Source organism: Pseudomonas sp. HMWF032, from assembly GCF_003060885.1.
Lineage (GTDB): Bacteria > Pseudomonadota > Gammaproteobacteria > Pseudomonadales > Pseudomonadaceae > Aquipseudomonas.
In genome coordinates this window covers 171,913-184,007 of the sequence record NZ_QAIG01000013.1, presented here as the reverse complement: position 1 = coordinate 184,007, position 12,095 = coordinate 171,913, and the positions used below count along the sequence as shown (strand labels likewise).

General features: G+C 58.3%; 13 protein-coding genes and 2 tRNA genes. All 15 read right to left on the bottom strand.

Going from position 1 to position 12,095, the window contains the following annotated elements; translation table 11 throughout:
• Nucleotides 1-43: 43 nt before the first annotated feature.
• Nucleotides 44-119: transfer RNA gene (locus tag DBR00_RS18555), tRNA-Thr, on the bottom strand.
• A gap of 249 nt (nt 120-368) precedes the next feature.
• A complete protein-coding gene (locus DBR00_RS18550; RefSeq protein ID WP_108489322.1) occupies nt 369-1,643 on the bottom strand; it encodes a methyltransferase in 1,275 nt (424 codons plus the stop codon).
• A 36-nt stretch (nt 1,644-1,679) separates the two neighbouring features.
• Nucleotides 1,680-2,369, bottom strand: coding sequence for an ABC transporter permease (locus DBR00_RS18545; protein ID WP_108489321.1), 690 nt, complete (start codon nt 2,367-2,369; stop codon nt 1,680-1,682).
• The gene (locus DBR00_RS18540) at nt 2,366-3,061 is read right to left on the bottom strand and encodes an ABC transporter permease (RefSeq protein WP_108489320.1); all 696 of its coding nucleotides are present in this window, start codon (nt 3,059-3,061) and stop codon (nt 2,366-2,368) included. The genes DBR00_RS18545 and DBR00_RS18540 overlap by 4 nt, the downstream gene beginning before the upstream one ends.
• A gap of 50 nt (nt 3,062-3,111) precedes the next feature.
• Nucleotides 3,112-3,864, bottom strand: a complete 753-nt coding sequence (locus tag DBR00_RS18535; protein ID WP_108489319.1) for an ABC transporter substrate-binding protein — start codon at nt 3,862-3,864, stop codon at nt 3,112-3,114.
• Nucleotides 3,865-3,883: 19 nt separating this feature from the next.
• Nucleotides 3,884-4,657: an ABC transporter ATP-binding protein gene (locus tag DBR00_RS18530; RefSeq protein ID WP_108489318.1), complete on the bottom strand. Its 774-nt coding sequence runs from the start codon at nt 4,655-4,657 to the stop codon at nt 3,884-3,886.
• A 470-nt stretch (nt 4,658-5,127) separates the two neighbouring features.
• Nucleotides 5,128-5,736, bottom strand: coding sequence for a hypothetical protein (locus tag DBR00_RS21200; RefSeq protein WP_108489317.1), 609 nt, complete (start codon nt 5,734-5,736; stop codon nt 5,128-5,130).
• 35 nt (nt 5,737-5,771) lie between these two features.
• Entirely contained in the window at nt 5,772-6,119 is a 348-nt protein-coding gene (locus tag DBR00_RS18520) for a hypothetical protein (RefSeq protein ID WP_108489316.1), read from the bottom strand.
• 2 nt (nt 6,120-6,121) lie between these two features.
• A complete protein-coding gene (locus DBR00_RS18515) occupies nt 6,122-7,660 on the bottom strand; it encodes a DUF3631 domain-containing protein (protein ID WP_108489315.1) in 1,539 nt (512 codons plus the stop codon).
• On the bottom strand, nt 7,657-8,526 hold the full coding sequence (locus DBR00_RS18510) for a toprim domain-containing protein (RefSeq protein WP_108489314.1): 870 nt from the start codon (nt 8,524-8,526) through the stop codon (nt 7,657-7,659). The genes DBR00_RS18515 and DBR00_RS18510 overlap by 4 nt, the downstream gene beginning before the upstream one ends.
• Before the next feature lie 100 nt (nt 8,527-8,626).
• A complete protein-coding gene (locus DBR00_RS18505) occupies nt 8,627-8,875 on the bottom strand; it encodes a helix-turn-helix domain-containing protein (RefSeq protein WP_108489313.1) in 249 nt (82 codons plus the stop codon).
• Nucleotides 8,875-9,105, bottom strand: coding sequence for an AlpA family transcriptional regulator (locus tag DBR00_RS18500; RefSeq protein ID WP_108489312.1), 231 nt, complete (start codon nt 9,103-9,105; stop codon nt 8,875-8,877). Before DBR00_RS18500 ends, DBR00_RS18505 begins: the two co-directional genes overlap by 1 nt.
• Nucleotides 9,106-9,208: 103 nt before the next feature.
• Nucleotides 9,209-10,321 (bottom strand): hypothetical protein, encoded by a 1,113-nt coding sequence (locus DBR00_RS18495; RefSeq protein ID WP_108489311.1) that lies wholly within the window; start codon nt 10,319-10,321, stop codon nt 9,209-9,211.
• A 99-nt stretch (nt 10,322-10,420) separates the two neighbouring features.
• On the bottom strand, nt 10,421-11,644 hold the full coding sequence (locus DBR00_RS18490; protein WP_108489310.1) for an integrase arm-type DNA-binding domain-containing protein: 1,224 nt from the start codon (nt 11,642-11,644) through the stop codon (nt 10,421-10,423).
• Between the two features lie 175 nt (nt 11,645-11,819).
• Nucleotides 11,820-11,895: transfer RNA gene (locus DBR00_RS18485), tRNA-Phe, on the bottom strand.
• Between the last annotated feature and the right edge of the window lie 200 nt (nt 11,896-12,095).

Here is a 12,095-nt window from a genome sequence, read left to right as displayed (position 1 = left end):
CAGTGTAAAAAAAAGCCCCGCATCGCTGCGGGGCTTTTTTATATGGTGCCGGCACCAGGAATCGAACCCGGGACCTACTGATTACAAGTCAGTTGCTCTACCAGCTGAGCTATACCGGCCTTTGAGGGTCGCCATTATATCCATTCATTTGGCCGAGTAAAGCCATCTGTGTGCAGTTCTGTGTTGGCCTCGTTATCAGTGGGCGATGGCTTATGCACATACGCAGTGCATTTGGTACGAGCGTGCGCAAACTTTGTGCGCTGGTTCGCTGTATTTGCTAACGGTATGTTTTTAAAGGAAATACTTTTTAGATCAAAAAATGTCCAGTTAATTGGTGGCGTGAATTGGCGAGCGTTTGCGTGATTTGCTCAGAATCTGTCAACAGAGTTATCCACAGAAGCTGTGGGCAACTGATGTTGGTGTTCGGCCAGTAACAGCAGGTTTCGCGGGCTTTGCTCGGTTGCGCAGAAGGTGCCCAGGCGCACGTTATAGCCCTGCTCCTGAAGAAACAGTGCGCGATCTAGCAGCAGCCAGAGTTCCAGTGGGCGACGGAATAATCCGCGTAAGAGTTCCAGGTTGCGTACTTCGGCCAAGCGTTGCCAGCCTTGTTGCTCCAGGTGCGGCCAGTCATCTCGTTTTGGTGCCGGCAGCTGTTTCAGTGTGGCAAGGTCGCGGCAGTAATCAGCAAAGGGTTTGTCCAGCCAGGCAGCCGGCACGGAGGGCGTAGGTAGATATTTGTCGATACCGCGGAGTTGGCGTTGCAGTATGTCGAAGGCCAGGCGGCGGGCCATGGATTGGTCGCGCTGACGACGTATACGGGCGCCAGCTGTGACGGTTTCACTCATGGGTAAGCCGAGGTCATCGATGGACAGCTTCAGCGCGGATGCCTGGGCGTTTGCGGACAATGCCTGGTAGTGGGTGCCGTTGATACGGTTATAGCAGCAGGGGGCGAAGGCCAGTTGCTGGCAGCCAATCTGGCTGGCGAGTTGCAGCAGGCGTATATGCAGTTCACCACAGGCGTGCAGTGCCACCGGGCAGTGGTGTGCCTGCAAGCGTCTGGCAGCATTCTCAGCCAGTACATCCTGTTGAATATGGGCGGCGCTGATGCCGAGCTTCTGGCTGAGCAACTGGCCGCTGTTGACCAGGTGTGCGTCGTATTCCAGGCAGGTCAGGGTGCCGCCGTCGTGCGCCAGCCGGCGTCCGAGGTGGCCCTTGCCGGCACACCAGTCCAGCCAGTGCTGCGGCGCGTGGGTAAAGCTCAGGCTGCGGGCGAAGGCGTCGATCTGCTGCCACTTGCGTCCCGGCACATCATTGCTAAGGCGTGGGGGCAGAGCGGTGCCTGGTTGTCGAGGTAGTTCACCGATCAGGCTTAGCATGTGAGCCTGGGCGGCCAGTTGCGGGAATGGCGCGGGTGCGGGTAACCGATGCGGCTGATTATGTGCAGCTTCTGCATGCTCCAGGCTTTGCGTCCTGAGCCAGGTGGCCAGTTGCGGGTATTCAGCTTCCCACGGCAGGCCGGTGTGGTACACGAACGGTCGTGGTCGCCAGAGTGCCTGGTGCTCGACCAGAAAACGATCAAGTACGTTGAAGCGCTGCTGCAGGTCAGCGTTTTGCAGGGCTGCGGGGCTTGATGAGGCTGGCATGAGCAATACCGCCCGAGGGGCTAGGCCCTCGGGTAATCAACGGCCCTGGCAGGCGTCGACGCGCAGCCAGCGCTCCAGCAGCTTGAACCCGCGCACCAGCAGGAAGGCGATCAGCAGGTAGAACATTCCGGCCGCGAAGAATATCTCCACGGGCAGGTAGGTGCGGGCAATGATCGTGCGGGCCATGCCGGTCAGCTCCAGCAGGGTCACGGTGCTGGCCAGCGCGCTGGCCTTGAGCATCAGGATCACTTCATTGCTGTAAGCGGGCAGGCCGATGCGCGCGGCGCGTGGCAGGATGATGTACAGCATTGCCTGGGCTCTCGACATGCCCAGTGCGCGCGCTGCTTCGATCTCGCCCGGTGGCACTGCCTGGATCGCGCCACGCAGAATCTCGGCGATATAGGCCGCAGTGTGCATGGTCATGGTCAGGACGGCGCACCAGTAAGGGTCGCGCAGGTAGGGCCAGAGTGGACCTTGGCGTACTGCATCAAATTGCGCCAGGCCGTAATAAACCAGGAACAGTTGCACCAGCAATGGTGTGCCGCGGAAGAAGAAGATATAGCCGTAAGGCAGGGCGCGCACATACCAGTGCCGTGAGGCGCGTGCGATGCCCATCGGTAGCGCCAGGATGAGTCCGGCGATAACGGCGATGGCTACTAGTTCCAAGGTCAGCAAGGCGCCTTCTGACAGGCGTGGCAGCCACTTGATGATCACTTCCCAGTTCATGAGGCACTCCTGATAAAGCCACGGCTGGCACGTTTTTCGAGGAAGTGCATGCCGATCATCGCCAGTACGGTCAGGCCCAGGTAGATAAAGGCCGCCACCATATAGAAGGTGAAGGGTTCCTTGCTTGCAGTCACGGCGATTTGTGAGCGGCGCATGATCTCTTCCAGGCCGATCACCGAGACCAGTGCAGTGTCCTTCATCAGGATCATAAACAGGTTGCCCAGGCCGGGCAGGGCGATGCGCCACATCTGCGGCAGGATCAGCCGCCAGAAGATTCGTGGCTTGGACATGCCCAGCGCCTGGCCGGCTTCGCGATGGCCTTTGGGTATGGCCAGTATGGCGCCGCGAAACACTTCGGTGGCATACGCGCCGAAGCAGATGCCGAGGGCGATGGTGCCGGCGACAAAGGCATTCAGCTCAAGGCTTTCGATGCCGAGCAGGTCCGCCAGGTTGCGCATCAGTTGCACGGTGCCGAAATAGATCAGCAACACCCAGAGCAGCTCGGGAATCCCGCGCACGATGGTTGAATAAGTACCGCCAAGCCACTGCAGCGGCTTGTACGGAGAAGTCTTGGCAAGGGCACCGAGTAGGCCAAGCACCAAACCCAGGCACAGCGCGCTGAGCGCCAGCTTGATGGTCATCAGGGTGCCAGCAGCCAGGGCCGGGCCGAATCCGTAGAGGTCGAAATTCATAGAGGCTCAGAAGCCTGCGCCGCCCTGGAGGGCGGCGCAGTGCCGGCAGCTTAGTAGATGCTGAACGGGAAGTACTTGTCGTTGATCTTCTTGTAGGTACCGTCAGCCACGATCTCGGCCAGGGCGGCGTTCAGCTTGTCACGCAGGGCGTCGCCCTTGCGCACGGCGATACCGATCTTGTCGTTGTCGAATACCGGATCACCCTTGAATTCGAAGCCTTTACCGGCATCACTCTTCAGCCATTCCCAGTTGACGAAGGTGTCAGCCAGTACGCCATCCAGGCGGCCCGACGACAGATCGAGGTAGGCGTTTTCCTGGGTGTCGTACAGTTTGATATCAACCACGCCGTTGAGGTTGTCTTCCAACCAGGTGCCGGCGATGGTCGCACGCTGTGCGCCAATAACCTTGCCTTTCAGGCTGGCTTTATCGGTTTTGAAATCGCCGCCTTTGGGCGCGATGAACTGCAGCTTGTTGGTGTAGTAAGGCGAGGTGAAGTCAACGGCGGCCTGGCGCTCTTCGGTGATCGACATGGACGCGATCAGGAAGTCGAATTTCTTCGCGTTCAACGCCGGGATGATGCCGTCCCAGTCGGAGGTGACCACTTCGCACTCGACCTTCATCTTGGCGCACAGCGCTTTGCCGATTTCTACATCGAAACCACCGACCTGGCCGCTGGCGTCAATCAGATTGAAGGGTGGGTACGCGCCCTCGGTGCCCAGTTTCAGTTTGTCAGCAGCGACGGCGCTGGTGCCGAAGGCCAGAGTGGCGGCCGCGGCCAGCAGGATCTTCTTATAGTTCTGCATGCGTAGTTGCTCCGTGTTTTCAGTGGTTGCTGGACATGAATTGTTTGCAGCGCGCCGAATTCGGGTTTTCGAATACCTGTTCAGGAGAGCCTTGTTCTTCGACCAGGCCCTGATGCAGGAACACCACTTCACTGGACACCTGGCGAGCAAAGTTCATCTCGTGGGTAACCAGCAGCATGGTGCGGCCTTCTTCGGCGAGTGCGCGGATCACATTAAGCACTTCTTGTACCATCTCCGGGTCGAGGGCCGACGTGGGCTCATCGAACAGGATGACTTTCGGCTGCATGGCCAGGGTGCGGGCAATGGCTGCGCGTTGTTGCTGGCCGCCGGAAAGCTGATTGGGGTAAACGTGGCGCTTGTCGGCAATACCGACCTTGGCCAGCAACGCTTCGGCCATTTCGATGGCTTCAGCCTTGCTCTTGCCGAGTACACGGCGCGGTGCCTCGATGATGTTATCGAGCACGCTCATGTGCGGCCACAGATTGAAATTCTGAAAGACAAAGCCGATCTCGCTGCGCAGGCGATTGATCTGGCGGTTGTCAGTGGCAACCAGGTCGCCATTCTTCGTGGCTTTGAGTTTGAGCTCCTCGCCAGCCACGATGATCTGCCCCTTGTGTGGGTTTTCCAGCAGGTTGATGCAGCGCAGAAAGGTCGATTTGCCGGAGCCGGATGAGCCGAGGATGGAAATCACATCGCCGTCGCGAGCGGTGAGGGAGATGCCCTTGAGCACCTCAAGGTCGCCGTAGCGTTTGTGCAGATCGCGAATTTCCAGCGCAGGCGTGGCCTCGGCCATGGGGTGTCCTCTTCTTGTTCGGGTGCGCTCAGGCGTTGTCTGGCCTTCCTGGCGAGGCGTCAAGCTAGCATAGCGTTTCGCTGGCCGCCAAGCCGTTTACCGGCCGTGCCCGGCTTGGCTGGTTACGGTGTCGCCTGGCTGCAGTTGGCTGTCGCGCGTGCACAATTTCTGCTGGCGCCTATCGGCTTTGGGGTGCGAGTTGAAATACAGGCATTAAAAAACCCCAAGGAGGTTTAGCTCGCTTGGGGTTTTCCGGTATTAGTGGTGCCAGGGGCGGAACCAAACCAAAGGCTATAGGCTGCGTAATCACTGAGTTTTGCAGTTTTGGTAGCGACTTAATGCCCCTAAAAATGCCCCTAAAACTAAAAGTACCCACCTAGCGAGCTGGCTTTATTGCTGGTGCTTCCCAGGCCATGCCGGTTCGGCGCGTATGGTATGCGCCAGGCTGAATAGCGGCAAGTGCGGTCTATTCAGGGGGTAATGGCGTCGATCCTTATCCCGAGCTTTTGCATTGCTGTGACGGCATCTGCCATGGCCTTTTCTTCGATGCGCGTGAGCTTTTCGATGCGCTTGGCAAAGGTCATGCGGTGCATGCCTTTGGGGCGACTTATGTATTGGGCTGGGAAATCGAATGGCCCGGCATCGCAGCCTAATTTATGGCGCAGCGCCCAGGCTTGATTGAGTGCCCTGTCGCCTTTGCTGGCTTGCTGGCATGGATAGTTAAGGCGCAGGCAATAGCGGCAGGCAAATACGCTGCCGCCATATAACTTGGCCACGCGCCGACCACAGCACGGACAATGCAACCACGGACGTTCCCCGCCAAGGTGGCAAGGTGTCCAGGTGATTGTCACCGGGTAATCATGCTGGGTCGGTTCGCTGCCACGGCTTCGGCTTTGATAGCGCAGGCGCATGCTTTGCCGGTTCTCAATGGCAATGCCGATGCTCGCCACCTTTTCGCCCCGTCGCCACCATTCCCACTGAAAAGACGCGCCCTGCCGCAAAAGGTTTTTACGTTTTAGGGCGCTGATGTTCAGCGTGCGGTAATCGTCTGTGCTGTCTTTTTCGCGTTGTCTGGCCATCGGCGTGAACCTAAATCAATTGGCAAAATGCTTTTTTAATCATCGCGAGCCATCGGCCAAGCCGGGTGTGTGCGGATCAATGCCGCTACCTGGCGTGGATGGCTGCGGTGCTGTTCGCTCAAGTCGTGGCGATCAATAAAACCCTGTGCGAGCAAATAGCCCGGTGTGCAGTTCAGGTAGCGCGCCACGCTGTTTAACCAGCGCATAACCTCCGCTGTTGGCGGGTAATGCTGGGCGCGCACTTCGGCAAAAAGTGCGTCACGGTGTTGGCGGACAAACTGGCGCACGTTGTCGGTGATGCGTTCACCAGGGCGCAGGCGTAAGCGCTCGCCATGGATTTCGACGGCCAGGCCAGCGCGGTGCAGATAGTCCAGGGCGGCCATGGTTAAAAATCCTCGAAGTCGTTGCTGGCTTGTTTGTCTTGCACCGGGGGGTGCAGAGCCGCAACAACGCCACAAGCCTTGTGGTTACTGGCTTTCAGGCTGGCAGAAGGCGCAACAGCGGGGTGCGGTGTTGCGCTTGTGGATTGGCTGCAAGGCCCGTGGTTGCTGGGTTGTGGCGGTGTTGCGGTTGCGTTGGGAGTGTCGTTGCAAAGGTAGCGCTCAAACGCCTCGGTGAACTGCTCCAGGCGATAGCCTTTAGGCGTTTTGCTGCCGATGCGCACGGTGTTGGATGTGATGGCAAATTCGCCCAGGCGTTTGGCGAGCTGGTGCGGGGTCATGGGCTTGCCCCGGTTCCAGGTTGCCCAGGGTGATTCGTCATTCTCGGCCAGGGCGTCCAGCAGGTCGGCGGTTGATAGCCTGTCGGTGTGGCGGTTATCGAAAGCCTCCCGTATGCCGGTCAGCAACTCGGCCCCGATGCTGGGCGTGTCTTCCTCCAGGCCATGCAGGGCCAACGCTGCGGAACGTGCAAGGCGTGGCCAGTCACCTCCGGCCATTTCGGCCACGGCTAACAGGGGTTCCCAGCAGTCGTTGGCGCGATCATTCAGCCCCTCGATTTCGGCGGGCCTGGCCTTGCGTACCGCCTCCCGGTTGTCGATGGCAAAGCGGGCCAATCGGCCGCCCAGTTGCGCAAACTCCAGTGCATTGGCATGGCGGATTTTTACCGTGCTTTCACCGGTCTTTTTGCGCCGCAAACGCAGGGGAATGCTGCGGTCTGCCAGGGTGTCGGCAATCTTGCCAATGCCGCACAACGCCTTAGCGCCCCATACGTTGAAACGGGTTGGCGTGTGCTCATCACCCACGCAGCGGATCACAAACGCACTGTCACGGGTAAAGCCTGCATTGAGTATGCCCCGCGCTTCCTCATGCTCGGCCAGAAAAGCGTCCACCTCGTCGATTAGCAGTGTGGGTTGCCATAGCTCAATGGCGCGAAACAATGCCGCCGGGGCGATATTGGAAACGGCAAGCGGGCGGCAACAAAGGCGCGCCAGTACGCCAAGCAATACGGTTTTGCCACAGCGCTTTTCCGGTGCGGTGATATTGGCAATCGGGGCCACGTCCACCACGTCGATAAACCAGGTAAGTGCAGCCCACAATGCGGCGGCGTGGATGGTGGCCGGGTCTGCGATCACATGGCGCTTGGTGATGCTCGCTAACGCGTCCAGCAGGGCGGCACCATTTACCGGCTCGTGCCATAGCGTGACTTCGGGGAATATCTCGCCATCGGCTGCGGTGTTGGTTGCGCCTTGCTCGTTGGTGAGTTTGTCCAGGTCGGCCACGCTGACTGTTTTAGTTTCCTTGGCCTGCTGGCGTATGCGTGCCCAGCGTGCTGGCTCGGCTTTGCGCACCTGGCGCAGCAGGGCCAGCACTTCACGTTCAAACAGTGCGCCGGGGTCGTCTTTGAGCTTTGCCAGTGCCTCGGTTATTGGGTCGGGCACAGTGCAGGGCGCGGGCACCAATGGACTATCGACGGTTGCAGTCATTGCGCAGCCCTCCAGTTGGCCAGGTCGTTAAAGTCGGACAGCGCCAACGGTTCGGCCCCTGACCACGGCGGCATCACCAAGCCACAGCCAATAGTGGCGGCGGCTTTGATGGCGGCAGTGCGGCCGGGGTTGCCCTCGGTCATGCGGTCGTCGTCACCGGCCATAATCAGCACGGCGTCACGGTGCTGGCGCTGTAAGCGTTGCGCGACGGGCAGCAGGTTTCCGGCATTCATGGCGCAGGCCACGGCGGCCCCGGTTTCAGCGTGCAAGGTTGCACCGGTTGCCCAGCCCTCGCAGATGTACAGCGCTTGGCCGGGGGTTATCAGGCCAAGGGGCGAATAACACGCGCTGACCATGCCGCCCGACAAAAAACGCTTGCTGCCGTCCGGGTAGATGCGTTGTACGTTGACCACTTGGCCGTCATGCACCAGCGGCACCAGCAAGGCGTCACCGTGCTGGCGCAGCGCATAGGGGCGCACAGCTTTGCGGGTTAGATACAGGTGTGCAGGGTCGGCGCGGCGAGCATCGCGCCATAGCCGGTTGGCATAGTCTGCTGCGGCTTGCTGGCGTTGGCGCTGCTCGTTGGCCCGTTGTTGCCGGGCTTGATTGATGCGCTCGGTCAGCATGCGCGCTTCGCTTGGGTTGGACGGTTTGCGGCTGCTCCAGGTGTGCGAGCCACCGGCCTTCCAACTGCCAAACACGCCCGAGGCGATGCCATCGGCAAACAGCAGATACCAGCCATTCAGGGTGCCGGGCTTGTCGCCAGGCACGCGGAAGCGATGAATCATGTTGTCTGGTATGGGCAGCCAATCCAGCGGCCCGAAAGCCCCCTCCAGGGCTTGGCGAAATTGGCTTACACAGTCCATGGCAAACCTCCCCGGTTATAGGTGACTGTGCAGCGGTTGGCTTTTTCTGGGCACGCCGATCCCGTTGCCGCCAAGTGGCAGCGTTGAAAACTGGTCATGGTTATTCCCCGGTTTGGGTTAGGTAATACAACGCGATGCCGTGGTGGGTGCGGCCCTGTTCGTCGGTCATGCTGATGCGCTGTTTACTTATCGGATTGCCGCGCTCTTTAAGCTCTTTGATCCTGGCTGCGGGCATGAGGATATTTAGTTCGCGCCTAGCGGTCAGGGTATCTATGGGGCCAAGTTGCAGGCGGGCTAACAGGCGGTTGCGTTGGGCGCTGGCGCTGGTGTTGCCGTGGCGAATGTCCATTAGGCCACCTCGCCACGGCTGTCGGCTATGCGGGCGTCGCACCAGGCTTGTATCTCGCTTAACTGCCAAACCACTGACTTTGGGCCAAGGCTGATTTGCGCGGGGAAAGTGCCTGCGGCTATGCGCCTATAAATCTCGGAAGTGGAAAAAGTTGTTAGGTTTTTCACTTCACGCAATTTGATGAATCTGCGCGAGTTCTCTGCGTTTACTGCTGGGGCTGGTATGACCATGTTATCGCCTCCTTGGGCGGTGTTGGGAACATGGACATAGGTTGACTCGTCGCTTTCTCGGAGTCGTTGCAACTGCAAGTGCGGGTTTTGCAATTGCAAAAAATCAGCCTTCGGTTGGCCTTGTGGCGTTGCCTTCTTGCACTTCGATTGCTTTGGCTATGGCATCTGAGGTGGCGTCTTTAGCAGCAGCGTTGGCTTTTGCAAAAAGATCGTTTACCTGGCGCTCACCAGCACCATGCCAGCCTTTTTGCGCGATAGCTTTTGCAGCGCTCCCTTGGTTGTAGTTAGGGCGTTTACGGTCAAGAAGTAGGCTCAGAAGTCCGGCGATTGTTAGCAAGTACGGCCGATGATTGTTACTAGGTTGGTTGGCAGCCGGCTTGTTGAACCATTGCGAGGCGCTCTCGGCATTACTCTCGGTTGCTTCAGCGGCTTTAGTAAGTGCCTTTTCCGCCTGCTCGGCCCTTGCGTTTGCTTCCGCTAATGCCTGTCCTAACCGATCTATCACGGCTGCTTGAGTCTGGTTTTGAATCTGGTGAAGTTGAGAATCTGCTTCCTTGCTCTTGGTTAATTCAGCTACGTTAGTTAGTGCCTTTTCCGCTTGTTCGGCTCTTGCGTTTGCTGCCGCTAATGCCTCTTCTAATCGCTTAATTTTTGCTGTTTGAATTGGGTTAAGTTCTGACTCAGCAAATTTTTTATCTTCGTCGCGCAATTGCAGTTGAAGGCAATTTAATTGCGAATAAAGTTTTTGAATTTCGGTTCTTGTGTCTGCGGACTGCTTATTCTCTCCATTCATTTTACTTGCGAGCGCTTCAACCTCTGCGCGTTTGAAAAGTGCGGATAGATGGTACATGGAGGTTTTTGCGCACCAATCAAGTTCCATCTCTTGCGTGTGGTCATCGCTGCTGGGGAGGGCTTCAGTGATTTCTTGAACTAGTGCAAGACCGAACAGATTTAAAACCCTTTCCTTAGGCTCGCCACAGTCTAAAAGCTCTATCGGATTTAAAACTTTCTGCTTGCCAATGCCTGATACAACCGAGTGCGCAAAATCAGCGGAAACGCCGTCAAGGCCAGAGCTTTCGATATATGCAGCACATTGCCCAGACTCGCAGAGTTGTAGCAAATTCCAGTCACTTATCTTGGTTTGGGTTAGCGTTTCTAACCAGTCCACAGCCTGAGATAAGGTTAGCCAATCCAGCAATCTATAAAGCTTGTCCATTCTTTTGCCTTCCCAAGGCGTGCCCATTGTTAAAAAGTTGGCTAGCCAGGCGGATGGGTGTCCGCTTTTCGCCCCGTCGGGCTAGGCCAGCCAAAACCGTTAAGCCTTGCGCTTGATGCTCACCACGTTGCCGCCCGAGCAAATTGCATCTATTGAATCAGCCCACGCTTGCATCATTTCCCGGCGCTGTTCCAGGTAGGTGGCGTGGTTGTAGGTGTCGCGTATTTCGTCGGCATCGCCGTGGGCAAGCTGGCGTTCGATCCAGTCCCGGTTATAGCCGCGTCCGTTAAGTTCGGTACTCAGTAGGTGGCGGAAGCCGTGGCCGGTTTGCCGACCTTCGTAACCCATAAGGCGCAGCGCCTTGTTGATGGTGTTTTCGCTCATTGGGCGTTCGCTGCTTTGCTGGCCGGGGAATAACAGCGGATAGCTGCCGCTGATGGCCTCCAGGCTGCGCAGGATGGCCACGGCTTGGCGGGGCAGGGGCACCACATGCGGGCGGCGTGCTTTCATGCGTTCTTTCGGGATCGTCCAGGTGGCCGAATCAAGATCAAACTCAGACCAGGGCGCAGTGCGTAACTCGCCTGGGCGCACGGCGGTCAGCACCAGTAGGCGAATGGCGCAGCGGGTTAGGGTGCTGATGCGGGTGCTGTCGATTTTGCCCAGCAACTCGGGCAGTTCGGCAAAACTGACGTGGGGATGATGGCGGGCGGCTTTGGCGGGTGCGGCCACTACGTCCAGGTCGGTGGCTGGGTTGTTGTCCACCATGCCGCTGGCCAGACCAAAGCGGAAAATCTGGTGCAGCCATTGGCGAATCTTGCCAGCAGCATTGAGCGTGCCCCGTGCCTCCACCTTGCGCACCAGTTCGACCAAATCGGGGCGGGTGATGGCTTTAACAGGGCGGGCACCGATGCCGGGTATCAGGTCGTTTTCTAAATACAGCTTGGCTTTATAGCGGGTGCTTTCCGCCCAGCGTGGGGCGTTATAGGCGAACCACTCCCGCGCCAGCGTCTCGAACGTTTGCCCGGTGGCTCTCTGCGCCTGCTTGTCGGCTTTCTTCTGCTCGCCTGGGTCGATGCCATTGGCAAGCTGTTCGCGGGCCTCTGTGCGGCGTTGGCGGGCCTTCTGTAGGGGCACGGCCGGGTATGCCCCTAACGCCAGGCGTTTCTCCTTGTCGGCATAGCGGTATTTCAACCGCCACAGCTTGGAACCGCCGGGCATGACTTCCAGGTAAAGCCCTTGGCCGTCTGTGAGCTTGTAGGGCTTATCCAGTGGCTTGGCCACTTTAATGGCTGAATCGGTCAGGGGTGTGGCTTTGCGCGGCATGGGCGCACCTCCGTAGGGGCATGAAAAATGACCGAACCGGCGATGCCCCCAACAATGCCCCTAAAACTTAGGGCTTACAAGGGTGGGGTAGAGAACTGCGGGCAATAAAAAACCCGCTCTAGGCGGGTTTCTTAGGTGTTTCCGGGTGGTTTTGACATCACCGGAAAACTATAGATGGTGCCCAGGGACGGAATCGAACCGCCGACACGGGGATTTTCAATCCCCTGCTCTACCGACTGAGCTACCTGGGCCAACGGGGCGCTATTAGACGGATTTGAAGGGTGGGTGTCAAGCGCGAGTTTGAAAAATATTTAATTATTACGGGCGGTTAGGTTCGGGTGAGGGTTGCGCGGCACCTTGCGATGCGCTGAATGGATAAGGCGTTATTCACCCTGCGGTCTGGGTGATGAGCGCGTGAGGGGCTTTAGTCGCGATTTCTGGTGGGGCATTT

What these genes read in the sequence shown, in the direction of transcription:
- DBR00_RS18515 (WP_108489315.1), bottom strand. Translation starts at nt 7,660, where the DNA reads ATGACTGCAACCGTCGATAGTCCATTGGTGCCCGCGCCCTGCACTGTG.
- DBR00_RS18490 (WP_108489310.1), bottom strand. Translation starts at nt 11,644, where the DNA reads ATGCCGCGCAAAGCCACACCCCTGACCGATTCAGCCATTAAAGTGGCC.
- DBR00_RS18520 (WP_108489316.1), bottom strand. Translation starts at nt 6,119, where the DNA reads ATGGCCGCCCTGGACTATCTGCACCGCGCTGGCCTGGCCGTCGAAATC.
- DBR00_RS18545 (WP_108489321.1), bottom strand. Translation starts at nt 2,369, where the DNA reads ATGAACTGGGAAGTGATCATCAAGTGGCTGCCACGCCTGTCAGAAGGC.
- DBR00_RS18540 (WP_108489320.1), bottom strand. Translation starts at nt 3,061, where the DNA reads ATGAATTTCGACCTCTACGGATTCGGCCCGGCCCTGGCTGCTGGCACC.
- DBR00_RS18530 (WP_108489318.1), bottom strand. Translation starts at nt 4,657, where the DNA reads ATGGCCGAGGCCACGCCTGCGCTGGAAATTCGCGATCTGCACAAACGC.
- DBR00_RS21200 (WP_108489317.1), bottom strand. Translation starts at nt 5,736, where the DNA reads ATGGCCAGACAACGCGAAAAAGACAGCACAGACGATTACCGCACGCTG.
- DBR00_RS18505 (WP_108489313.1), bottom strand. Translation starts at nt 8,875, where the DNA reads ATGGACATTCGCCACGGCAACACCAGCGCCAGCGCCCAACGCAACCGC.
- DBR00_RS18500 (WP_108489312.1), bottom strand. Translation starts at nt 9,105, where the DNA reads ATGGTCATACCAGCCCCAGCAGTAAACGCAGAGAACTCGCGCAGATTC.
- DBR00_RS18495 (WP_108489311.1), bottom strand. Translation starts at nt 10,321, where the DNA reads ATGGACAAGCTTTATAGATTGCTGGATTGGCTAACCTTATCTCAGGCT.
- DBR00_RS18550 (WP_108489322.1), bottom strand. Translation starts at nt 1,643, where the DNA reads ATGCCAGCCTCATCAAGCCCCGCAGCCCTGCAAAACGCTGACCTGCAG.
- DBR00_RS18535 (WP_108489319.1), bottom strand. Translation starts at nt 3,864, where the DNA reads ATGCAGAACTATAAGAAGATCCTGCTGGCCGCGGCCGCCACTCTGGCC.
- DBR00_RS18510 (WP_108489314.1), bottom strand. Translation starts at nt 8,526, where the DNA reads ATGGACTGTGTAAGCCAATTTCGCCAAGCCCTGGAGGGGGCTTTCGGG.